Annotated in this window: 25 protein-coding genes and 1 pseudogene; 13 read left to right on the forward strand and 13 right to left on the reverse strand. The window is 52.7% G+C overall.

All coding sequences use genetic code 11. The annotated features are described in order from the left end of the window. The 4 genes and pseudogenes from FDK21_RS19840 to FDK21_RS19855 form a co-directional block, all read left to right on the forward strand. Positions 1–105: pseudogene (locus FDK21_RS19840) on the forward strand (IS5/IS1182 family transposase); the annotation flags it as partial. A gap of 31 nt (positions 106–136) precedes the next feature. After that, positions 137–910 carry a glycosyltransferase family 2 protein gene (locus FDK21_RS19845; protein ID WP_138150610.1) on the forward strand — a complete coding sequence of 258 codons (774 nt, stop codon included), beginning with the start codon at positions 137–139 and terminating at the stop codon, positions 908–910. Next, a complete protein-coding gene (locus FDK21_RS19850) occupies positions 907–1872 on the forward strand; it encodes a glycosyltransferase family 2 protein (RefSeq protein ID WP_138150611.1) in 966 nt (321 codons plus the stop codon). Before FDK21_RS19845 ends, FDK21_RS19850 begins: the two co-directional genes overlap by 4 nt. 97 nt (positions 1873–1969) lie before the next feature. After that, positions 1970–2518, forward strand: coding sequence for a hypothetical protein (locus FDK21_RS19855; protein WP_138150612.1), 549 nt, complete (start codon positions 1970–1972; stop codon positions 2516–2518). A 252-nt stretch (positions 2519–2770) separates the two neighbouring features. On the opposite strand, the gene FDK21_RS19860 is transcribed toward FDK21_RS19855, so the two are convergent. Further along, complete coding sequence (locus tag FDK21_RS19860; RefSeq protein ID WP_138150613.1) at positions 2771–3091, reverse strand: multidrug efflux SMR transporter; 321 nt, start codon at positions 3089–3091, stop codon at positions 2771–2773. A gap of 670 nt (positions 3092–3761) precedes the next feature. Between FDK21_RS19860 and FDK21_RS19865 the strand changes: the two genes are divergently transcribed. From FDK21_RS19865 to FDK21_RS19875, 3 genes are all read left to right on the forward strand, one after another. Next, on the forward strand, positions 3762–4778 hold the full coding sequence (locus FDK21_RS19865) for a sialic acid TRAP transporter substrate-binding protein SiaP (protein ID WP_114010586.1): 1017 nt from the start codon (positions 3762–3764) through the stop codon (positions 4776–4778). A gap of 98 nt (positions 4779–4876) precedes the next feature. Beyond that, positions 4877–5359: a TRAP transporter small permease subunit gene (locus FDK21_RS19870; protein WP_171022220.1), complete on the forward strand. Its 483-nt coding sequence runs from the start codon at positions 4877–4879 to the stop codon at positions 5357–5359. 114 nt (positions 5360–5473) lie between these two features. Continuing rightward, positions 5474–6763: a TRAP transporter large permease gene (locus FDK21_RS19875; protein ID WP_114010584.1), complete on the forward strand. Its 1290-nt coding sequence runs from the start codon at positions 5474–5476 to the stop codon at positions 6761–6763. 171 nt (positions 6764–6934) lie between these two features. Here the strand turns inward: FDK21_RS19875 and FDK21_RS19880 are convergent, their stop codons facing one another. The 10 genes from FDK21_RS19880 to FDK21_RS19920 all read right to left on the reverse strand — a co-directional run bounded on the left by FDK21_RS19880 (position 6935) and on the right by FDK21_RS19920 (position 12973). Beyond that, positions 6935–7585: a GntR family transcriptional regulator gene (locus FDK21_RS19880; protein WP_114010583.1), complete on the reverse strand. Its 651-nt coding sequence runs from the start codon at positions 7583–7585 to the stop codon at positions 6935–6937. A gap of 255 nt (positions 7586–7840) precedes the next feature. Next, entirely contained in the window at positions 7841–8749 is a 909-nt protein-coding gene (locus FDK21_RS19885; RefSeq protein ID WP_138150615.1) for a dihydrodipicolinate synthase family protein, read from the reverse strand. Positions 8750–9684: 935 nt separating this feature from the next. Then, the gene (locus FDK21_RS19890) at positions 9685–10095 is read right to left on the reverse strand and encodes a cytochrome c (RefSeq protein WP_246657638.1); all 411 of its coding nucleotides are present in this window, start codon (positions 10093–10095) and stop codon (positions 9685–9687) included. Between the two features lie 5 nt (positions 10096–10100). After that, positions 10101–10409 (reverse strand): DUF2933 domain-containing protein, encoded by a 309-nt coding sequence (locus FDK21_RS19895; protein WP_138150617.1) that lies wholly within the window; start codon positions 10407–10409, stop codon positions 10101–10103. A gap of 178 nt (positions 10410–10587) precedes the next feature. Further along, on the reverse strand, positions 10588–10944 hold the full coding sequence (locus FDK21_RS19900) for a DUF4175 domain-containing protein (protein WP_138150618.1): 357 nt from the start codon (positions 10942–10944) through the stop codon (positions 10588–10590). Positions 10945–10991: 47 nt separating this feature from the next. Beyond that, a complete protein-coding gene (locus tag FDK21_RS19905; protein ID WP_138150619.1) occupies positions 10992–11228 on the reverse strand; it encodes a hypothetical protein in 237 nt (78 codons plus the stop codon). Positions 11229–11441: 213 nt separating this feature from the next. Further along, positions 11442–11879, reverse strand: a complete 438-nt coding sequence (gene cueR, locus FDK21_RS19910; RefSeq protein WP_138150620.1) for a Cu(I)-responsive transcriptional regulator — start codon at positions 11877–11879, stop codon at positions 11442–11444. Continuing rightward, positions 11876–12046: a hypothetical protein gene (locus FDK21_RS20725; RefSeq protein WP_171022222.1), complete on the reverse strand. Its 171-nt coding sequence runs from the start codon at positions 12044–12046 to the stop codon at positions 11876–11878. Before FDK21_RS20725 ends, cueR begins: the two co-directional genes overlap by 4 nt. Positions 12047–12209: 163 nt before the next feature. Next, entirely contained in the window at positions 12210–12638 is a 429-nt protein-coding gene (locus tag FDK21_RS19915; protein WP_138150621.1) for a hypothetical protein, read from the reverse strand. Between the two features lie 11 nt (positions 12639–12649). Beyond that, positions 12650–12973: an EF-hand domain-containing protein gene (locus FDK21_RS19920; RefSeq protein ID WP_138150622.1), complete on the reverse strand. Its 324-nt coding sequence runs from the start codon at positions 12971–12973 to the stop codon at positions 12650–12652. A 749-nt stretch (positions 12974–13722) separates the two neighbouring features. Here FDK21_RS19920 and FDK21_RS20730 point away from each other — a divergent pair. Both FDK21_RS20730 and FDK21_RS19930 read left to right on the forward strand, forming a co-directional pair. Beyond that, positions 13723–14190, forward strand: a complete 468-nt coding sequence (locus FDK21_RS20730) for a heavy metal-associated domain-containing protein (RefSeq protein WP_210238855.1) — start codon at positions 13723–13725, stop codon at positions 14188–14190. Between the two features lie 186 nt (positions 14191–14376). Beyond that, complete coding sequence (locus FDK21_RS19930) at positions 14377–16659, forward strand: heavy metal translocating P-type ATPase (RefSeq protein ID WP_246657639.1); 2283 nt, start codon at positions 14377–14379, stop codon at positions 16657–16659. Positions 16660–16873: 214 nt separating this feature from the next. Here the strand turns inward: FDK21_RS19930 and FDK21_RS19935 are convergent, their stop codons facing one another. After that, positions 16874–17434: a hypothetical protein gene (locus FDK21_RS19935; protein WP_138150625.1), complete on the reverse strand. Its 561-nt coding sequence runs from the start codon at positions 17432–17434 to the stop codon at positions 16874–16876. A gap of 673 nt (positions 17435–18107) precedes the next feature. Here FDK21_RS19935 and FDK21_RS19940 point away from each other — a divergent pair. The 3 genes from FDK21_RS19940 to FDK21_RS19950 all read left to right on the forward strand — a co-directional run bounded on the left by FDK21_RS19940 (position 18108) and on the right by FDK21_RS19950 (position 20698). After that, positions 18108–18668, forward strand: a complete 561-nt coding sequence (locus tag FDK21_RS19940; RefSeq protein WP_138150626.1) for a cytochrome c — start codon at positions 18108–18110, stop codon at positions 18666–18668. Positions 18669–18800: 132 nt separating this feature from the next. Further along, positions 18801–20198: a multicopper oxidase family protein gene (locus FDK21_RS19945; RefSeq protein ID WP_138150627.1), complete on the forward strand. Its 1398-nt coding sequence runs from the start codon at positions 18801–18803 to the stop codon at positions 20196–20198. Next, positions 20198–20698, forward strand: coding sequence for a cytochrome c (locus tag FDK21_RS19950; RefSeq protein WP_138150628.1), 501 nt, complete (start codon positions 20198–20200; stop codon positions 20696–20698). The genes FDK21_RS19945 and FDK21_RS19950 overlap by 1 nt, the downstream gene beginning before the upstream one ends. A gap of 400 nt (positions 20699–21098) precedes the next feature. Here the strand turns inward: FDK21_RS19950 and FDK21_RS19955 are convergent, their stop codons facing one another. Then, positions 21099–22034 (reverse strand): DMT family transporter, encoded by a 936-nt coding sequence (locus FDK21_RS19955; protein ID WP_138150629.1) that lies wholly within the window; start codon positions 22032–22034, stop codon positions 21099–21101. A 92-nt stretch (positions 22035–22126) separates the two neighbouring features. On the opposite strand from FDK21_RS19955, the gene FDK21_RS19960 reads away from it, so the two are divergent. Further along, a complete protein-coding gene (locus tag FDK21_RS19960; RefSeq protein ID WP_210238857.1) occupies positions 22127–23023 on the forward strand; it encodes a LysR substrate-binding domain-containing protein in 897 nt (298 codons plus the stop codon). The last annotated feature ends 200 nt before the right edge of the window (positions 23024–23223 follow it).

The following is a 23223-nucleotide window of genomic DNA, read 5'->3' on the forward strand; positions in this document are numbered from 1 at the left end:
GCAAAGGATTGGGAAGCTTCCATCGCCAGTTCTGTCGCATGGGTCACCATTGCCAACATCAGAGTAATGATCCGACGTTTGGCAACATATTGTTATGTCGCATGAACTTTTGAATCAGGCTCTAAGAGACATACCAATGGTTGAAAGAAAGCCTCCGATTTCGGTGCTCTTACGCGCGTTTAACGAGGGTGATCGCATTGCCAGAACTTTAGAGTCACTCACCGATTTGGGCCACGAGATAGTGGTGATTGATTCGGGTTCAACAGACAACACGGTGATGATTGCCGAAAGCTATGGCGCACGGGTTATTTACAACCCATGGGAAGGGTTCGGCCCTCAACGCAGCTTCGGTGAAAGCCAATGCAAAAATAACTGGATCTTCTATATCGACGCGGACGAAGTCGTGACGCCTGAGCTGCGCGAAGAAATCCACTCCTTATTCGCCATGGATGAGCCGGACCATGCTTGCTACTTCATCCGCAATACGATGGTGCTTCCTGGAGATACCTCACCAAGACTATTCGCGGACTACCGCAAAGTGCCAAGACTGTATGATTTGCGCCACGCTCGAATAAAGCTTGATCCTTCCTATGATCGAATTCAGATCGATGAAGGCTATACGTCAGCCCTTCTGAAATCACCCCAGTATCATTACTCATTCAGAAACTGGGGTCATACAATCTCCAAGTTAAACTACACATCAGATCTTGCTGCAACCACGCAAGCAAAAAAGCCAGTTTGGTTGCTGTATTTGAGACTAGTATCCGAGTTCCCATTGGAAATGGCGAAATATTTGTTTGTTCGAAGGTTTATATTTGCGGGTTGGAAAGGTGTAGCATTCGCGTCGACGCAGTCTTTTTCTCGCTTCATGCGGATTTTGAAGATGCTTGAGAAGCGCAATCAAACATGAGTGAGCTTCCCCAGAAAGTGACGTTAGCCATTTGCACAAGAGGTCGTTCAGAAATGATCGCCAAGCGCTTGAAGTCATTACGCAATCTCACTCCATCGGATTCTTTGACGCTGTCACTGGTTATTTGCAACAATAACATTGATGCTTACGACAATGACACTCAAACACGACTTCTGAGTTTGGTGCCAGCCAGCATGGAGGCTGAAATTACTCATCAGCCACGACCCGGCATTCCTTTTGCAAGAAATCGTGCGATCGACGCGGCATTGAAAACACAACCGGACTGGATCGCTTTCATTGACGACGATGAAGAGCTGGACACTGATTGGCTGATTGCCATGTCGCAAGCTATGCAATGCTGGTCTGCAGATGTCTATCACGGCTGGACGCAATCATTTCCTGACCCTGCAGCAAGTCACCCTTGGTATTTCGGAACAGTGAAGAACAAACGCTCTGCCGGCACGGAAATGAAGTCCGCAGGCACAGATAATGTTCTGTTTTCGGCAAAGCTCGTCGATGGGAGAAAAAGTGCGCTTCGTTTCAATGAAGAAATGGCTTTCAGTGGCGGAACGGATTTGGAATTTTTCTATCGCGTCACCGACAATGGTGGCACGATTGTCTGGGTACCAGACGCAATCGTCAGAGAAACGATACCGGCCAGTCGCATGACGCTCAGTTATCAAGCGAAGCGAGCCGGCGCTGTTGCGTCAGCGCAGGCTTTTATAACCCGCCATCGCCTCGGGCCCACGCAAGCTGCCTTGAGTATCCTGCCCAAAGTAACATCTCGTTTGTTGGGAGCCATCACAACGGTGCCGGTTAGTATCATTTTGATAGTCATAAAGCCGAGAACGGGCCGTAAGACATTCGTAAGCGCAGTAAAGAAGGGCTTCTTTGCAATTGGAATGATCCGCGGGTCTTTGTGTAAACCTTCAGGTTTTTACAAAAGAATTCACGGAGCCTAGACCAACAAGAGCATCACCTAACTGTGCGAATATCTTGTCAGATAAAAAATTTACTTATCGAGACCAAAATAAAAATACCATTATACGGACTTAAGAAATGCTAATTAAAGACGACAACCATATTTCCAACACAGAAATAAATCCCAAACAAAAAGAAGACAACACAATTACAGATATACATTTGTTTACATGTTGGATTCTCTCTGACAACACCATAATACACAAAACCATTTTACAAAACTTGAGAAATATTGGTTTTGGCAGTGTAAGGACCATTTGGATTCCGAGAAATAAGTTTTTCTCTTTTTTCTGCAACAGCGTTTCAAACACTTTACTCCCTGATACTATCATAGGAGTTGGAGAATCCGCGAACATAAAAGTGAACAAAATAAAAAGGCAAAATCCGTCCGTGTTTTCTGTACAGTTTTTGTCCAAGCCCAAGATGGCGGCACGGCATGACCTGAACATTGTCTATGAGAAACCTTCAAGTGCAACCGGGAAAGAGCTGAAATATTCAATACAAGACTCTGAAGTTGAGATGAATGCAGAGGAATGCTGCAACGCAATTCATTCACACTTCTGGGCAAGACAGAAGCTTTTTCAAAATTGGCATGCCGACCTTGGTTCTCCAAGTGTTGAGCTCTAGTGCCACAGACATGGAGCTGCCACGGAACCGCTCTGAAGTGGCCCCGCCTTGCGGGCGGATTTGCAGCACTTGGCCATTCTCGCACCCCCTCAACGGTTCAGGATACACCCTACCCCACGGGTAAGCTTTCCGGGACCACACACAGAGGCGGCAAGGACCGAGTTTGCAGTCAATGCAGATCAGGGACATAAAATCCCACAGAAAGCGCACAAGCCTATACTGACAGCATATGCGCATTTTCTTCGATCGGCTTCAGGCCGAGCTAGCCAGCTTCATCACAAGGATGCCGCTGACAATCAGAAGCGCAGCAACAACGCGTGCAGGCGTGAGAGGCTCTCCCAGAACGACGATACCGACGACAAACGCACCGACAGCGCCGATGCCCGTCCAAACCATATAGGCTGTTCCAAGTGGAAGTGTTTTCATTGCGATAGACAACAGTCCGAAACTGGCGATCATTGTTATGATCGTGATCGCGGTTGGGATGAAGACAGAAAAGCCTTCAGACTTCTTCATCGTGAAAGCCCAAACAGTCTCCAGAACTCCGGCAACAATCAGATAAACCCACGCCATGGATAATCCCTCTATGACGGGCCGTCCCGAATGAAACCAGTTTGGTGAGGTCGTCCTCATTCAGCTAGGTATGACTTCAAAAGATGAACGTCAACCATATGATCGACTTTGATGCTTCGTTAGAGCGCAAACGATTTTGTGGTGCTTGGCTCGGCTGTCTCAAGCGTCGTCCAGAAACAAGAGCAACACTCCTAGCTACCATTCGGTCGTTAGTCTTGAAATTTCAGAAGCCAGCATTCGGTCACTCCACAGGGCATCTGTCAGCCAAACAATAGCAACGCACACACGTCTTTCGACAGCTGCAACAAATTTGGCTTGGTGTTCACCTGTGAAGGGAAGCCCGCAAATTTAATCAGTGATATATCAAAGATTAAGAAGAAAATTCATTCTCACTCAAGGTTGTGGATGCGATTTCTGGCTGATTCTCCCTCAGGTTTTGATTGGGTCACCCCTCTTCGGTCTCCTTGATCAATTCATATAACGACGCCATTTGCCTGTTGATCGCGACACATTTGAGCCAATATATGATTTATCAGTGATATTCTAATGATGATTTTACCTTGAAACGCGTTTCGGTTGATGGCACTATTGCCCAATAACGACCCGCAATGCCATCCTGGGAGGGCGGGTATGAGCAATTCTGGTTTGCTTTAGTTCGTAGGAGGAAATAATGAACTTTTCCAAACTTTGCAGACGTGGCCTATTGGGTGCCGCGCTTGCGCTGGCTTTTGCGCCTGCAGCGATGATCGCTGAACCAGCTGCAGCCGAAAAGATGACTGTACGCATTTCGTCTCCGGCGGTTCCGGGCGATTGGCATGCCGAACAGCTCTACATCTTCAAAGAGTATGTCGAGCGCGCGCTTCCGGATCAGTTCGATATTCAAGTGTTCCTCAATGCGACGCTGTTCAAGCAAGGGACCGAGCCTGCGCAAATGATGCGCGGCAATCTTGATATGGCCATGATTTCTGCACAGGACATCGCCAAACAGCTGCCGCAATATTCAATCTTTACCGCCGGCTATCTGATCCGTGATCCAGAGCATCAAAAAGCCGTCTTCTATGGCGATGTCGGTAAGGAATATTTCAAGGCCGTATCCGACAAAATGGGCGCACATATTCTTGCTGTTGGCTATCTTGGCACCCGTCAGTTGAACCTGCGCGACGAGCGTGACGTGAAGGTTCCTGCGGATCTGAAAGGCGTCAAGCTGCGCATGCCTGGTTCCAAAGCCTGGCAGTTCCTCGGCTCCGCTCTTGGTGCCGCACCAACCCCACTGGCCTTCAACGAAGTTTATCTGTCTCTGAAAACCGGCACCATCGACGGTCAGGACAACCCGCTTCCAACCAACCAGAAGGCAAAATTCTACGAAGTCACCAAACAGATCGTTATGACCGGTCACCTGGTGGATGGTGTTTTCCTCTCCATCGCCAACAAAACCTGGGACAAGTTGAACGCTGAACAGCAACAGGTTTTCACCGATGCTGCGCGTCTTGCTGCAGAGTTCAACAACAAGAACCGTCTGCGTGACGAAGCCGGGCTGGTTGAGTTCTTCAAATCCAAAGGCATGACGATTTCCGAGCCGGATCGTGATGCCTTCCGTACCCATGTTCAGAAAATGTATCTGGAGAGCGAGTTCTCCAAGACATGGCCTGAAGGTCTGCTTGACCGCATCAACAAAGCGGGTATGTAACAGAACAAGATTGAGCGGCTTTTTTCGCCGCTCAATCTTTATGCCCGCCTTCATTTCACACAAGGATGATTGACAGGGCAGGCAAAGCTGGAGGAACGATGGTGCAAAAACTTCTCAAAAGCTTCAAACTGGTTGCCGAATTTGTTGGCGTCTTCTGGTTTCTCGTGATGTTCATCACTTTCCTTTTGCAGGTCTTTACGCGCTATGTGATGAATGATCCCCTCGGCTGGACGACAGAATTGTGCCTGATTGCATTTCTCTGGTTTGCCTTCTGGTCCGGTGGTTTGCTGGTGCGTCCGTCTGATCAGGTGCGCTTTGACTTGCTCTATTCCATGGCCAGCCTCAAGGTCCGGCGCCTTCTAACGATTGTCACGACACTTTCCATCGCGATTGTGTTCCTGCTTGGACTGCCAGCCAACGTCGATTTCGTCACTTTCATGAAAATTGATGTGACCTCAGTCATGGAAATCCGGTTCGACTATGTCTTTGCAGTCTTCGTCGTCTTCATGGCCGCGCTCGTTGTTCGGGGCATTTTACGCACCATACGTCTGATGCGCCCTGATTGGCAGGATGAGCTCTGACGCGCCTCTCCCTTACACAGCACTGCATGCCAGTGTTTCTATGATTGCAAGCGTGCAGACCAATCTCCTGAGTCGCCTTGCATCTTTTCACGCGGATAAACAGCGGATAAAATTATGAGTATCGCTCTTCTGATCATGTTGGTTTTCTTTGTGGTCATTTGCGCCATGGGAGCTGCCATCGGTCCGGCCATGATTGCCAGTGGCATTCTATATCTTCTGATCTCGGGTCAGGATGTCGGCTTGACGGCTGACTTGATCATGAATGGGTTCTTCTCATCCTTCGTGATGCTTGCCGTGCCGCTGTTCATCTTTGCCGCCAATGTGATGAATGCCGGGACAATCAGCGAGCGCTTGCTTGACTTTTCGCTGGTCGTGGTCGGACGATTCCGCGGTGGCCTCGCGCATGTGAACATCTTCACCAGTCTGATCTTCTCCGGCATGAGCGGCAGCGCCATTGCCGACGCTGCGGGCGTTGGCAAGGTGTTGATCGATATGATGCGCAAGAATGATCGTTATCCTCCGGGATTTGCCGCCGCCATCACGGGCGCGTCCGCAACCATTGGCCCGATCATTCCGCCCTCTATCCCGATGGTGCTCTACGCGCTTGTCTCCGACCAATCTGTCGGAGCTCTGTTCCTAGGCGGTGTGGGGCCTGGCCTGTTGATGACAGGCGCGCTCATGGTAACCGTTTGGATCATTGCCAAACGTCGGAATTTCCCGATGGAACCTGCCCGCAGTGCGGCAGATGCACTCGTTGTGATTGGTCGCGGCATTCCACCTCTATTGATGCCGGGTATTCTCCTTGGAGGCATTTATGGAGGTGCCTTCACGCCAACGGAAGCTGCTGCCGTGGCGGCGCTCTATGCCCTGTTGCTGGCCGGTTTCGTCTATCGTGTGCTGGGCTTGCGCAAGCTGTTTGTGATTCTGATTGAAACGGTGCGTTCCAGCGCCGTGATCGCCTTGATCATCGCAGGTGCTTTCCTGTTCAACTATATCGTTGCGACAGAACAGATCCCCAATGCGATTGCCAGTTGGTTGTCCGGATTCGAATTGTCGCCAACAATCTTCCTGTTGCTTGTCAGCTTGTTGTTCCTCGCCTTTGGCTGCTTCCTCGATGCCACGACGATGATGTTGGTGCTTGTGCCAATCGTCCTGCCTTCTCTGAAGGCCATGGGCATTGATCTGGTGCATTTCGGTGTTGTTGTTGTCGTCAATATGATGATTGGCCTGATCACGCCGCCATATGGGGTTCTGCTCTTTGTCATCAATTCACTGACAGGCATTGAACTCGCCGAGATCATCCGCGAGATCTGGATATTCATCGCAATTCTGCTGCTGTCGCTATTGGTGATGATCCTTGAGCCGAATATCGTGCTCTGGCTTCCGCGCATGCTTGGCTATTGATCGCGTCGCCGACGCCAGACCGCAACGGATGGTGTTTTCACAACACAAGATCCAGTGATTTGCGAGAACGCTGCATCAGGAGGACGGTCGGAAGGCACTGTCACATGCAATTGCGGACAATTGCCTGCCAACCCATCGTCTTAAGAGACAGAGTTGCCTCAACTCTGTCTCTTACAATCCCAGCGCACGGTGCAGAGCTGTAGTCAAATGTCGCTCGATGGCTGCCACAGACGCACTGGCATCATGTTTTTTCAACGCTTCAATGACAGCCATATGCTCTTTCATCGCCTGTAGGAAGGTTCCAGGTGTGATCAAGGTCAGATTGCCATGGGCGAGGCGAATGAGCTTTATGCGATCATTGTTGAGCTTGTGAAGATTGTTGACGATCGAATTGCCAAGAGCCTCAACAATAGTGTCATGCAGATTCCAATCAACGCCTTGCGCTTCCTGCAGCAGGGCATCGCTCGGTCCCTCCTGTTCAAAGCGCGCAATGATATCCTTGTGCTTGGCTTCAAGGGCTTCGATTTGTGCATCGCTGGCATTTTCTGCAAATTTCGCTGCGGCTTCTTTTTCGATCAACATGCGCAATTGATACGTGTCACGAATGAAGCGCAAACTTGCTTCAACAATCTGGATGCCTCGTTGGGGTACGATATGCACGAGGCCTTCAACTTCAAGACGCTGGAGGGTTTCGCGCACAGGTCCAAGAGGGATACCGGTCAGTTTCACCAACTCTCTTTGCGAGATAAACTGACCCGGACGCAGGTCACCTGTGAAAAGGTGATGCTTGAACTTCACATACGCACTGTCGCTAAGCTTCATCGCTGCTAATGACCTTCTGTGCCGGTGCACTGACTTGATCTCGTGAAAACGGCAATTGCTGCAGACTTGATTCTATCAAAGATTAATCACGCGATAGGATCTCGTCAATCACTTCGCCAACTGTGTATTCCTTCCGTCCATTTGAAGCCCCTTGATATGAAAACCCCTCGGCCGCAATCAGCCGAGGGGTTGAACTTGAGAGACATTCTGTTGGTGGATCGAAAAGATCAAACACCATAAACCAAGGCAGGGCCTTCAGAAGCCCGCCATCGATTTGCCATGTGCGAATGCGGACAACAGCTTTTTCTTCTCTTCATCATCAATCGGCAGGTTCGGGACACGAATGGCTTCCCACTCCGCTTGTTGTGTTTGATCAGCAAGAATGGCTTTCAAGGCTGGTGTAACCGGTGAGCTGGTGACCGCCGCGACAATATGTTCAACACCGTTCAGCACTTTGTCGTCTGTTGCAACAGGCACTCTGTCAAACAAATCCCGCAACAGCTCGGGAGCAACGTTGGCCACACCAGAAATGTTCCCGGCACCTCCCGCAGCCAGCAATTTTGGAACCAACGCTTCCCAACCCGTAAATACCGCGATGTCGGGACAGCGGTTGCGAATTTCCATCATATAGTCCCACTCCCCGGAGCTGTCTTTGACGCCAGCAATCGTGGTCGGGAAAGCTTCAACCAGACGGGCAATGACATTTGGCGAAATCAGGACCCCTGTAACGGCCGGGAAATTGTAGAGATAGACTTGTAAGGCAGGGTCGTTCACTTCTGTGATGACTTTGGAGAAAAAGGCGAAAACCTGATCATCAGTCAAAGACTTGAAGAAGAACGGCGGCATCAGAAGAATATTGTTGCATCCGTGTTCCAGAGCATGTTTCGTCAGCTTGATGGTGTCGGGCAAGGCCACACAGCCTGTGGCAGGCAAGATCTTGTCGGCAGAGATGCCTGCGCTCAATGCAGCTTCCAGACCCTGCATGCGTTCTTCCGTCGTAAAGCCGGGGCCTTCTCCGGTTGTCCCGAACAAGCTGACACCATGGCATCCGCGTTCAAGAAGACCCTTTGCGTGAGCTGACAGGCTGGCTAGGTCAAGGGTGCCATTTTCCAAAATTGGGGTCAGAACCGCTGCGAAGATGCCGCGGAGAGGCTGATTGGTCATTTTAACTTCCACTTCATCACCTGAAGTCAATGCGTGTTGCAATCACATTCGGATTTTGACAACTCGTTGACTGCATGACTAACATATCAGTGATAGTACATTGATTGCATTTTTCGATCAAGCAAGATGTCGCTCTCTTGAAGCAGGATCGCCGCTGAACTTGAGTGTTTGAATGTCAAACTTGTAGGCTCTGTTTTGCAGATGAATTGAGTGGAATGACTTGGGTAAGTATCTTAAACTATCCCAAGAATTGCAGCCCCTTGAGGGGCAAATCTTCAGCCGCTCCTTTTCAACAGATAAAAGCGGGCAGAGGCTGCGGGAACAGTGTTTGAGGTTATGGCTTTCCTCGGCCACAAAACACCGCAACAAGCGCAAATGTGGAATAGCAGCGAACAGGAAAAAGATGGCGGGGAATGTGATGGCGCGGCTGAAATGGCAGCGAGCCTCGCTGCCCAGTCAAACAAAAGGCCCCGCAACTCATTGAATTGCGGGGCCTTTTAGTCGAAAGTGGCACGCCCTACGGGAGTGCAACAATCTCGACATTTCAATATCTTAAGTGTGTCCAACCTGTAAATAGGCTCCATTGATTTCATTAGGCTTTTCTGCAAAATGTCCAACCGGTTTTTTACCGCATTGGCCTTCGCCCATGCCTTAGTAAATGCCAGCCTTTAATCAATCACGCAGCAAAGCGTGAAACCGAATGTCAGAAACGCGGACATTTTCGAAATTCACCGCAGTACCCTAAAGCCAAGATCACAGAGTGCGCTTCTGGCGAAATGGCCATAGAGCAAACATTTTCTTCGGATATTCAATAACGCACGCGACGTTCACAGTGTACATTGCTGAGTTTTCGTGGAAATTGGTTCGTGCAATTGGCGAGTTTGAGGCGTTCAACTAGGTCTTGTTAGCGGCATAGAGTGGCCATTCTCTTCTATTCAATTCACGATGCCGTTTGCTTGTTGAACCTCTCGAACAAAGCTGATGATCTTTTTTAGATCGCTTTGGGAGATGTGTGGCTGCGCAGGCATGTTGCCATATGGCCAATGATGCTGTCGGACCCCATTGGCAACAGCAAGGGTAAAGCTCATGTCTGCATGATGGCTCGCCTTGTAAATTGAGTGAATGAGAGGCGGCCCCATATCTGTCCCGTGGCCGTTGTCACCGTGACAGGCTGCACAATTGTCGTTGAACAGCTCCTGTCCCTTGGTCGCAATCGGAGACAATTCCGGCACGATCACATCAACGGTTCTTGACGGGGAGTGTGAAGGATTACCCATGTGTTGGAAAGGTCTTGCGAAGATCATAAGCCCACCGGCGATCAGTATAGCCACCACGGCATATTTCATCCAGCTCATGACGGTTCCCTCCCATCGGCTTTCTTTTGTGATCGCTGCTCGGACGCCCCTTGATGCGTTGCATGGTGATTTGCATGACCTATTAGGCGGTGCATGAAGAGATGCATGACAAGACAGCCTGCCAGAGGTAATAAAATGGACAAGCCATTGCCTGCCGATAAGTCATCTTTGCTTGCAACAAGAATAACGGTTGCGCCCAAAAGCATTAACGTGCAGCAGATGGCCATCATCCAACCGTGACCCGTTTTGGGTGTCAGGCGGCTGATGAGGGAGGGTTGAACCGTTTGTTCAATATCGTTGGTCATGGAATTTGCCCTATTAGGCCGCAAAGAACTGGGGCCTGTTTCAAGATTGGTTGCAGTGGACGGGAAATGTGGGAACAGTGACAGAGCTGGCTCGGCTTGATCAAACCGGGCAGTCGCGGAACGGATTAACCCCATTCCGCGACCATTCTTCTCTCGGTCTGTGCGATCAAGTCAGATGCTAATTCTGAGCAGGCTCAGAGGGATGCTGGCGATTTTTATCCGTGTCATCGCCGCTCATCCATTCCCTCATCTGTTCCATCTGGGCGCTCATGACGGCCCTCATGTTGGACATCATGTCCGTCATGCTGCCGGATTCAGACATCATGGTGTGCATTTGCTGCATCATGTCCCTGTCCATCACGCCATTGCCCATCATAGAAGGCATCGACATCATGTGACCGGAATTGCCCATGCCTTGGAAGTGGCCGGACTGGGTTGAAGAAGCATCGCTGTCATCGGCAAAGCCAGACAGAGGAAGGGCGACAGCGCCTGCCAGAGCAAGAGCGGTTGCTGTTGCGATCAACTTGATTTTCATAAGACATTCCTTTGATTGCGTTTCGAAAAGAGATTTACGAAAGTCAATCAAAGGCGCGGTGGCGGCGGTTCTGGCGAGAAGGATCGTGCGTAGGGCGTTTGTTCCAGCAAGAAAGGATCACGGCTAGTCAATTGTGAGGGGAAAGCCAAGGCAATCAGAGGCAGAATGGTCGCCTGAAAGCTACAATGCGCCGAAGCTCGGTTCATCATGCTTTCGCAGTCTTCGCAGCCACCGGACATCATGTCGCGCATCGCGGCCATATCCATGGTTTCCATCATAGACATATGCTGTTGCACGGAAGAATTGGGGTCTTCAGAAGAAGACTTGATAGCGCCCAAGCTCGCTCCAGAAAGGCCAAGCGAGATCAGACTGAAAACAATCAGCGCATATCCAAGCTTTGCAAATTGAGAGGCGGTTTGGATCATCTGCTTTGGGCTTTACGGGGTGAAGCTACGGGGCGAAAATTTGAAAAATCGTGAAATCAGCCTTGCTCGTACCTAACCATCACAACAGCTGAACTTGTTGTCGCCGCGCGCGGCCCAGTCTAAAGTCTCGTTTGAAAGGCCATCGAGAATTGGGCAGTCGGGCTTGTTGTTGCCGTGGCAATGGTCAACGAGTGTGCCCAGTGTCGCTTTGAGCGACTGCAACTCGGTGATCTTACGGTCGATTTCAACGATCTTGCTCTGTGCGATGGCTTTCACGTCAGAACTCGCGCGATCCTTGTCATCATAGAGGGACAATAGCAGGCGGCATTCCTCAATGCTGAAGCCGAGGCTCCGCGAACGCTTGAGGAACGTCAGGCGATGAATGTCCTGTTCGCTATAGATGCGATAGCCATTTTCTGAGCGGATCGGCGAAATCAGGTCAATCTCTTCATAATAACGGATCGTCTTGGCGGGCAATTCCGTCTGACGGGCAGCCTGTCCGATATTCATGGTCTCTCCCTTTGTAAGTGTGAGCCATAGATGCGCTTCAATTGGGCCAGTTCTCGGTCTGAAAAGCCCAGAGTTTCCGCCTTGGCAATCAGATGTGGCAAAGCTTCAGCTTGGGTCTGTTCCGGCAATTCCCGTTTGCCAAGCCATTCCTGTTCCGGTCTTGTCATTTCTATACCCTTTTCAGCATAAGGCTTCCAGTGACAGGAAGGTCAAACCCGACAGACAAATTGAAAGAAGGCTTCTCATTGGGCGGCCTGATACCGCTTTCAGGGTGAAGGTTTGGCGGAGCCGTTGATAAAAGTGGCCCCGCCTTACCGTCATTCCAAGAAATTACTTGGATTTCTTGGCGTCCTTGGTCAGGACCGTGGCCCAACCGTCGGTGAGCCTGGAGATGGTGACTTTCTCGCCAGCCAGCAGGCAGCGATTCACGCTCATGCGATGATTGTCGATCCCCTTCAGCTTGCTACCGTCGGGCATCCTGATCACATTCTCACAATGGTTGATGCCTTCTTCGTCTGGTGCGCAGTTGCTGTCGCTCAGAACCTTTGCCGTCACACTTGTTCCCGCTTCGGGCAGTGTCCCTTCGAGGATCTGAAGCGTGTATTTGCCGCCTGAGCCATTGTCCACCCAAGAGGAAATACCGGCCCCGGCAGGAATTTCAGGCTGCGCGCTCATGGCAATTGGCGCGCCAAGAAGAAAGGCTGAGATGCCAGAAGCGATAAGGCCCGCCTGAATGAATTTGTTGCTAAATCTTGTCATGGTCGCCGCCTTCAGTTCTGTTTGCTGCCGGAATGGGGCATGGAAAAGCTGTGATGGGAGGCAAATTCAGACGCTTGGAGTTTGCCGTCCTTGTTCTTGTCCATATAGGCGAACATGCGTTGATGCATGCTTTGGAACTCATCAAGGGAAAGGGATCCATCGCCATCCGTGTCGAGCATGACGATCATCATGGCCGGGTTCATCATGTTGGCCATCATATCGCCCTGCATGGCCTTGGGAGCCTGATCAGGGTGATGCGCCGGATTGGCGAAGGTTGCCTCGATCCCGAATGCGATCACGAGGCTGCTGGTGGTGAAAAGCAAAAAGTTGCGCATGGATTTCTCCGAAACTAATGGTGTCTGGTTTCTCCGGTTGGTCTCCTCGCCAATGAAACGGGAGACGACAACCGATCCTTACTGGTCTTCAAACCGCCTCGGTGGGACGGCTGACAGGGAAATTCCGTCGTCAAAGGAGCCGCTGGGGGCACCTTTGGCGCCAGCAGTCCATCTTGGGACGGATCAGGACAACAAGATCGGAGGGGGAGTGTCAGGTGGCGTGCTGGCGCCAACAAGGTTGGCAATCGCAAACCGCAGAGGCTTTGTCCGCTCGAGCCGCTCTAAAACGCTGCTGCCATTTTTAAGAACAAGAAAGGCGCAACCACTGTCCGCAGCACAGGTCTGTTGGTTCATGCCTTTATCGCATCCAGGAATATCCGCTGCGGTCGAACCAAGTGTGATGGTCGCCTCGCTGCAAGGAACCATCTGCGCATGCCCGAGTGCAAGGCTTTGCCCTGCTCCGGCGAAAAGGCCGAAGAGCAATATTATGGCAGCGAGGATGCTTTGCAGTTGGCGAGACATTTTTTAAATGCACTTGGTGAGAGGTGGCACGTGACGTCAGCAGTCAGGATCCGCCAAACAATCAGCAGGCAGGCAACGGCTTCCTTCCTTGTTCCCCCACCCTAATGCTTCCAGCAGGGGGAAGGTCAAGGAAGAAAAGTTCGAAAATTTCGCTCTCTCATCCATTGACCTTCCAGTCACTGGAAACACCATATTGGTGCCATCAATCAAGCAACGCAATCCAGCCAGTGGCCAAATTCCGCCATTTGGAAGCGACGTCAGCGAGGACGATCATGACCCAGAGTTTGAATGGCATCTTTCAATTACAAGATATGGCCTGCGGCAATTGTGCGCAGCACGCTGAAGACGTGGCACTAACGATAGAGGGAGTTTCCCATGCGTCCGTCGATCTTTCCACTCAGACGATTTCCCTATCCTTTGAGCATCCGACTGAAGAGAGTCTTTTGGTCGAGGCTTTTGACAAGATCGGCTTTTCGGCTGTGACGCCACGCACAGAGCTGTCGATCACAGGCATGCATTGCAGCCATTGCGTCAGCACGATCGAAAAAGCTCTGAAGGCCATGCCGGGGGTTCTGACCGTTGAAATCTCATTGGCGACGGAGAAGGCAACCATCACATTTTGGCAGGGTCGAACCGATCCTGAGGCGCTTGCTGCGCGGGTCACGGAGCTCGGATTTCCAGCCCAGCCCGTCTGACAGGGAACTGCAACGGGGGTTCACCCATTGATATTACGAATGCATTCACTTCTTACCGAACGACAGGAGAGTGGCATGTCCGCATCCGCACAGGAAGACCGTCATCATCAGCATCATGATCACAGCGCCCATCACTGCCATCATGACCATAAGCATGAGGGCGCAGCAAAGGAAGCCGGATGTGATATGGCGACCGACCCGGTATGCGGTATGCAGGTGCGCGTCAAAGTAGGCGCTCGGTCCGAACAATATGATGGTGAAAGCTATTATTTCTGCTCCGATGGCTGTCAGGAGAAGTTCAAGGCAGACCCATATTTCTATGTTTCGGGCAATGCAAAGAAGGCGCATCAACAGAGCAAGCCGGGCGCCCAATGGACCTGCCCGATGCATCCCGAAATCATTCAGGACGAACCGGGCGACTGCCCCAAATGTGGTATGGCGCTTGAGCCAACCGTTCCGACGGATGAGCCTTCCGAAGAATTGGTCGACTTTACCCGCCGTCTCTGGGTGAGTGGCGCTGCGGCAATCCCGCTGATGATCCTCACCATGGGGGGGATGGTAGGGCTGCCCATTCGCGACTGGCTGAGCCATCAGATGGCCGCCTATGCCGAGTTTGCCCTTGCGACACCGATTGTCTTCTGGGCGGCGCAACCCTTCTTCAAGCGCGGCGCGGATTCCATTCGCAATGCTTCACCCAATATGTGGACGCTGATTTCGCTCGGGGTGGGGTCTGCCTATATCTATTCGCTTTTTGCGACTTTCCTGCCGGGACTTTTCCCCGCGCAATATCGAAGCGCCGAAGGGGTCGGCACCTATTTTGAGGCTTCCGTTGTTATCGTCGCTCTGATCTTCGTCGGTCAGGTGCTGGAACTGCGCGCCCGCGAGCGGACAGGCGATGCCATTCGCGCCTTGCTCGATCTGGCCCCAAAGACAGCGCGGCGTATCTTGCCCAATGGCGACGAATATGATGCGCCTTTGGAGAATATCGCTGCGGGTGACCTGTTGCGCGTCCGTCCCGGTGACAGCATCCCGGTGGATGGCGACGTAACCGAAGGGCATTCTTCCGTTGATGAAAGCATGATCACCGGCGAGCCGGTTCCCATCGAGAAGAAGAAGGGCGACAAAGTTACCGGCGGCACCATCAACAAAAATGGCACGCTTGCCATTCGTGCAACCCATATCGGGGCTGAGACGATGCTTTCCCAAATCGTTGGCATGGTCTCAAGCGCCCGTCAGTCCCGCGCGCCCATACAGGGACTGGCTGACAAAGTCTCTGCCGTCTTTGTGCCGTCGGTTGTTGGCGCGGCAGTGTTGGCCTTTGCCATCTGGCTCATATTCGGTCCGGATCCCGCTCTCGCCTTTGCCATTGCGGCAGCGGTATCAGTGCTGATCATTGCCTGTCCCTGTGCGCTTGGTCTTGCAACCCCCATCTCGATCACCACGGCGGCGGGGCGTGGGGCGCAAGCCGGTGTGCTGATAAAAGATGCCGAAGCCCTTGAGCGCATGGCGCGGGTTGACACCGTGATTGTCGACAAGACCGGTACTCTCACGGAGGGCAAGCCGAAGCTGACCGACGTGGTGGCACTTGGTGATCGGGATGACGACGCTGTGCTGGCCATGGCAGCCGCTCTTGAACGCGGCTCCGAGCATCCGCTGGCCGAGTCGATTGTCGAGGGAGCGCGCGAGCGTGACGTCGAGCGCCTTGAGGCGTCCGATTTCGAGGCTCTAACCGGCAAGGGCGTGAAAGGCACGGTCGAAGGCAAGGCTGTCGCCCTTGGCAACAGCGCAATGCTTGAGACGTTGTCCATCGATGCCAAGAGTGCGTCCGAGCAGGCGGTCTCACTTCAGGAAGAAGGCAAGACCGTGATGTTCATCGCAATTGATGGAGCGCTCACAGGCATCGTGGCGGTCGCGGACCCGATCAAGGAGACGACGGCTGCGGCCATCAAGGATCTTCATGCCATGGGCCTTACCGTTATCATGGCAACGGGCGATAATGAACGCACCGCCAAGGCGGTCGCCGACCAGCTCGGCATCGATGATGTCCGCGCAGGCGTCCTTCCCGAAGACAAGAAGGCACTGGTGGAAGAACTGCATGACAAGGGCGCCTATGTCGCCATGGCTGGCGACGGGGTCAATGATGCGCCAGCTCTTGCTGCGGCCGATGTTGGCATTGCCATGGGCACCGGTGCGGATGTGGCCATGGAAAGCGCGGGCATCACGCTTCTCGGTGGGGACCTTGCGGGCATTGTCCGGGCGAGAAGGTTGGCAACAAAAACGCTCAGAAACATTAAACAGAATCTGTTCTTCGCTTTTGTCTACAATTCGGCAGGCGTGCCTCTGGCCGCAGGTATTCTGTATCCGGTCTTTGGCCTCCTGCTCTCGCCGATGATTGCGGCGGCAGCGATGAGCCTGTCGTCCGTGTCGGTTATCGCCAATGCCTTGAGGTTGCGACGCATCGATCTGTAGCTGGTGCCTTATGTCGCAAAGGGCATCGGGTCTGAAGGTGTAAACTGAAGACAGGAAAATGGATTTTAAAAAGGAGAAAAACCATGCATGGTACAGGGATGGGGTTCGGAATGAGCTTCGGTTTTGGAGGCATCGGGATGTGGATCATTCTAATCATCGGCCTTCTGATCATCGCTGCACTCGTCAAATATCTGCTTAAGTGATCCTCCCCCGATCAGTGCGGGTTCATGCCCGTTGCCATCATCATATGATGCATCTGGTGATGCGCTCCGATTGTCATCACACCGTAAAAACCGAGCGCCTTGATCTTCTCAAGTTCGGTTTTATTTGAGGTCGCGATGGTCATGGTGGCGCCTTCATCGTTTGTGTTGGTATCAACAGACCATCCCGTTTCAGCGGCAAGCATGGGCGCATGCGCCGTCACCATGCGCTGGATGGCTGCAATGGTTCTTCCGACACCCGTAACATTGAAGCCGACTGAATTATCCGACTCAATTGTCTTGGTTGCCGAATTCAAGGTGACTTCATTCATATCCACCAGATGCTCCCGCAAGGCATCGATTGACACTTTGGACCAGTCGGTTTCGGGATCGTTTTGCAAAAGCTTGACGATCTCCGTGATGGTGGCAAAGGCATCCTGTCCAGTCTCGGTAGGAATGCTGGTGGACGTGGTGTGTTGTTGCACTCCCGCCTCATGACCTGCCATGTCATGAGACTGGTGGCTCTGTTGGGCGAGCGCTGCCACTGGAAACGCCAGAAGCAGCAAGGCAATCATCAATGGTTTCAAAACTGGTCCTCTCACTTATCCCCTAAACTGGGGCAAGAAATGCTGATCAATGGAAATTATTGTCTAGTCGAATGATCCGAGAGTATCACTAATCCGTCATTTTTACCCATATGCTTACGACTGAAAAGAAGCCAGCAAAGCAAAGGCTTGACCTTCCTGTAGATGGAAGCTTTAGCGTCTTTACAAATTTGTGACTCTATCATGCATGATTTTGTGCCATGATGCCGAGGTGCATCGATAGACAGGACCCTTTGCAATGAAGCGCGTGGACGCTCAAATCGGATGGATAGGAAATGTGCTCATATTTCTGAGCATGCTTTTACTTATCTATTCAGGGGGGCGGTTCACTCATGCGGCCGAACTGCAGTTTGCGCCCGAGGCATCGACCGAGCATCAGCATTCAAGGCAAGCTTCGCATCAGCAGCCTCATCCGTGCCCCACTTGCGACGTTACACTTGATGAGCACCAAATGCATTGCGGTGCGAAATTGCTGGCTCTCAGTAGCGATTTGGCTGTTTGCAAACCAATCCTCAGTTATGAAGTCCCCGCGCATAAAACCCGCGATCTGATCGCACAAATCTTCACGCCAGACCCACCGCCTCCCCGTGTTGCCTGATTGACATTGCCATTCCAATTCAATCTCAATCAAAGGCGAAATCACATGAAGAAGTCACTTGCAGCTGCTGCAGTCCTTGCAACTACGGCACCTATGGTTATGGCATCCTCTGCGTTGGCCCATGACGGGGCTACAGGCATCGTCGAGGAGCGCATGCATGCTATGAAGGAGATGGGCAAAGCTGTCCGCACCCTTAAAAACATGATGGAAGACGAAAGCTCCTACGATGCGAAGGCGGTACGCGCTCAGGCAGAAATCATCAAGTTGCATGCGGGAAAGAAAATGACGAGGCAGTTTCCTGAAGGATCGCTGCAGAACCCGACCTATGCAAAGCCGGAAATCTGGTCGGACTGGGATCGCTTTTCAGAACTGTCTAGCCAACTCGAAACCCTGGCTGGCGGTTTGGAACTTGCTGCCGACAATGGACTGATGATGGAAGGCCACGGATCGATGATGATGAATGGTGACGGTCATATGGATGGCATGATGGGCAACGGTGCTCCGGCTCTCGAAGTGCTTCGTGAAATGCCAGCGGATGGCGTGTTCACGATGTTGGTCAAGACCTGCTCAAGCTGTCATCTCGAATTCCGCGCCAGAAAACCCTGACGCCTGTACCCTTCAATTCTCAAAAAAAACAATGGTTGCCGTCCTTTTTGATCTTCGGTCGAGTGGACGGTGATCGCAGGCGGGCTGATCAGACTGACAGCTCGACTTGCGACATGTGACTGGATTTGACCCATGAAGCTCAACAGACGACATTTTTGTAAGCTTGGAGTTGGCGCTGCCACAGCGACAGTCCTTGCGCCCTATCACATTGCCCTCGCAAGCGACGGATTTCTGGAAATCCGTGCGCAGAAGGCCGAACAATCGCTTTATCCCGACAGCCCGACATCGACTCTTTGGACCTACAATGGCACCGCACCGGGCCCGGAAATTCGGGTAAAACAGGGTGAACGGGTGAAAGTCCGTTTCATAAACGAGCTGGAAGAGCCATCCTCAATCCATTGGCACGGCATTCGCATCGACAACGCGATGGATGGCGTATCGGGACTCACGCAGGATGCCATCGAGCCGGGCGATAGCTTTGAGTATGACTTTGTTGCACCGGATGCAGGAACATATTGGTATCACGCCCACAATAAAAGCTGGAATCAGGTTGGTCGCGGGCTCTATGGGCCCCTTATCATTGAAGAGCCATACCTCACTTTTGATATTGACCATGACATCACGCTGGTGATCGACGACTGGCGTATCAATCAGAATGGCCAGTTCGATGAAAGCTCGATGGGCATGATGATGGACTGGAGCCACGGCGGCAGGCTGGGCAACTGGATTACGGTCAATGGCAAGAGCCAGCAAAAGTTGGAGCTGACGGCCGGTGAAGCCTATCGTTTGCGTCTCATCAATGTCAGCAATGCACGCACGTTGGAATTGGACCCCAACCGGTTCGATGCAAAGGTCCTTGCCTTTGACGGCCAACCTCTGCCTGAGCCCATCGCCATGCCCTATGCACCCTATCTGCTCTCCTCTGCGCAGCGCGTCGATCTTCTGGTCATACCTCGCGCCGGGCAGAACTTTGCGCTTGAAGAAATTTCAGGCGAAAGCCCATTTCCGTTCCTCACGTTTTCGGTGACCGGAGAAGGAGCTTCCTCCAAACCCATACCACGTCTCAAAACCAACCCTATCCCGGAGCCGGATCTCTCCAATGCGACTGTGCATCCTTTGCTCATTACAGGAGGTGCCATGGGGCGCTTTGACGGCATTACCTATCAGGGCAAGCCTCTTGAGCGGGAAAGCATGATGCAAAGCAAGCAGTTCTGGGCCTTTAACGGTGTAGCCAATCTTCCCGAACAGCAGTTCTTTACTGCCAAACGAGGAGAAACCATCGTCATTGAAATGGTCAATGATACAGCTTGGCCGCACGCCATGCATGTCCATGGACATCATTTCCGTATCGAGGAGAGAGAGGGAAGCACGATTGATGAGGGGCGGCCATGGAAAGATACTTTCCTCATCGGACCAAGCCAGACAACCAAGATCGCATTCGTCGCCGACAATCCCGGCAAGTGGCTACTCCACTGCCACATGCTAGAACACGCCGCCGCCGGCATGACCACTTGGTTTGAGGTCGTGTGATGGAACAAAGGAAGAAAGCCGCGAACAACGAACGAGCGACCAAAGTCATCCTCGTGGCCACCGTCCTTTCGGGCCTGCTGGCGGCAGGTCTTGGCGGGGTGCTGTATGCAGGGGACCGGACACCATCCGTTCTCTTGCGGCCCGACGACCCGGAAATCGTGGCCAACGGCAAGCGCGTCTATACGGACCAATGCGCAGCCTGCCATGGCGACAAGCTGCAAGGAGAGCCCGATTGGCGCGGCACCAACGAAGATGGCCGTCTGCGGGCACCGCCGCATGATGAAACCGGTCACACATGGCATCATGCCGATGAATTGCTATTCGGCATCACAAAATTTGGTCTCGCCGAAATTGCCAATCGACCGAGCTATGAAACGGATATGCCAGTCTTCAAAGATATTCTCAGCGATGAAGACATCATAGCCGCACTGTCCTTCATAAAGAGCACATGGCCAGACCGCATTCGACAAATGCACGACCAGCGCAATGCCCAAAAATGAGAGCAACCAATGGCGGCTCCCGCCATAAAGCGAGAAAAGCATATGCAGTAGCCAAATCGAAAATTAGCTTAGCAAGCGCGGGATATTAGGAAAGAGGTTTAGTGGGCAGCAGCTTTGGGCCGCGATTTACCAGCGCTTCTTTCGCAAGCACGAAAGGCCTTGTTGGGTTCAGTGTCGCGCTTGTGCTCGAACAAGCCACGAAACGCGTATTGCCACACAAAAGCGCTCATCCTAGCTCTTGAATAGCAGTCGCGGTCCAAAGGAGACACTCGACTGTTCAGGGGTGGTTCCGACACGCTTCCCGAAAGTTGCCGTTCGTTGATGCTGCAGCATTGAAGCCTAGGAAACAACGGCTCTGCGGACTTTGCGGCTGCTTGTTGAACAAATTTCAACGACTGGTTTATCTGTCTAGAGGAGGCCGCTTCCCAATGACGCCACGAGGGATGTTGATTGAGAGCCAGCGCATCGCTGGCTTCCCGATCAGGATCAGAGCCAGACCCATAGTGACCAGTATCGCCGACGCAAGCTCACCTGCTCTGGCGGTTTCGCCAAGAACAACGACACCAAGACCGAGCGTTACCACCGGGATTAGAGCGGGAAGGGTCGCTCCGGCGACGACCCCCAGCAACTCAGCAGACCGGTTGAATGCATAAATGGCGACGACACTGACAAGAACGCCCTGAAACCCGGCTTGCACCAAAACGTCCGCCAGCGGTGCTGTAAAAATCTGTTTGGGCAAGGCCACGATATAGATTGGCAGGTGGAAAACCGCCGACCCAACCGCAACAATGGCCGTCGCATTCAGCGCCGGGACAGCGGCGCGGCGGACGATCAGGGCATAGCTCGCCCACATGATGCCGGTCCCGATCAGGATCAAATGCCCAGTCGCGATGGCCCCGCCAGCCTGTGTGAACAGGACAATCCCAACGGCAGTTACAGCAAGCCCGGCAAAACGCACCCTTCCGATCCTGTCGCCAAGGATTATCCGACCCAGCAAAACAGAGGCAATAGCCATCACCCCCGGATTGAGCGCCCCCGCTGCGGCAGCGGGGGCGGTTTTCATGGCAAGAGCAATCAGCAGCACGTAGGGCGCACCGAACGCGACCGCCATAGTCACGAGACCGGTCAACCCTAGTCGGTCGGTTCCGAGACCACGCCGTAGCGCCACAGGCGAAAGGATCAGCGCAGCCACGCTGAACCGCAGCATGGTCAGATCGTAAGCGTTCAGGCTCGTGGTCACACCAAGCCTCAGCATCACCAAAGACCCCGACCAGACCGTGATTGCAACGACTGCCCAGCCAAGACCCGACAGGATATTTCGCGATATGATCGACATGCCATCTCCTTCCATGATGGTTGGAGAATAGGCTTTGAGTTGCGTTGAGAAAAACAATATGATTTAATTGTATGATGCAGAATACCTCAACTATGAATACCATGGTGGGTCGTGAGGCGGCGAACCGAACGCTCAATCTGGACGCGCTCCGCAGCTTTGTCGCCATCTGCGAAACCGGGTCGTTCCGTCGTGCTGCTGAACGGGTCCATAAATCCCCTTCGGCCGTCAGCCTCCAGATTGGCAAGCTCGAAGAGCTGCTCGGCGTTCGTTTGTTGGACCGGGATGCGCGTCATGTCGCGCTGACGGACCATGGTGGGACGTTGCTTGGACAGGCCCGTCGCCTTTTGGGACTGAATGATGAAACCCTTGCTCATTATCAGCAATCTCCGCTCGTGGGTCGTCTATGTCTGTCCGCACCGCATGATCTTGGCGTGACCCTCGTGCCCGGCTTGTTGCAGCGTCTGGCCGAAGTTCATCCGGGCGTTCACGTCGATGTTCGGTTGGGGACGAGCGAAGCTGTACTAAAGGGCGTCACCGACGGCGCGGTCAATCTGGCCTTGTTCAATGATGTGGGTGCGTCGAAAATACCAGCGCAGGACCTTTTCTCGGAACCACTGAAATGGCTGGTTCTGAATGGCGGGAGCGCCGTTCAGCAGGACCCGCTTCCTCTTGCCGTGGCAGAGGTCGGATGCGCCTGGCGTGATGCCGCCCTGGACGCGCTACATACGGCAGGCCGAGCTTACCGGGTTGCCTATTCGAGCGACACGTCGATGGGACAGGTTGCAGCGATCCGGGCTGATCTTGCGGTCGCAGCACTGCCGCTGTCGCTTGCAGATCGCGATCTGGTCGAGGCACCATCTCACTACGACCTCCCACATCTGCCGCTTACCCATATTCGCGTAACCGATGATGGCAGTGAATTGGCGAGGGCTTTCGTCGCACTGGTTGCAGCAGACATGCGGCCACGCCCACGTGTCGCTGCGGAATGAGGTCAGAGCAGGATACAAGTCTTGAAAGCTGTCGTTCAAACAACGCGCAGCATCCGGTAAAGTCGGGCTCGAAACGGCCTAGTCATATGGAACTGAAATTGATATCATTTTTTTGATATCTATTTCAGGAGGTCATGATGCAGGGACGTGTGGCAGCGCCGATTTTCTTGAGTGATGAGGAACGGAGATTCCTTGAAGGA

This window comes from Cohaesibacter sp. CAU 1516 (assembly GCF_005771485.1).
In the GTDB taxonomy this organism is placed as follows: Bacteria; Pseudomonadota; Alphaproteobacteria; order Rhizobiales; family Cohaesibacteraceae; genus Cohaesibacter; species Cohaesibacter intestini.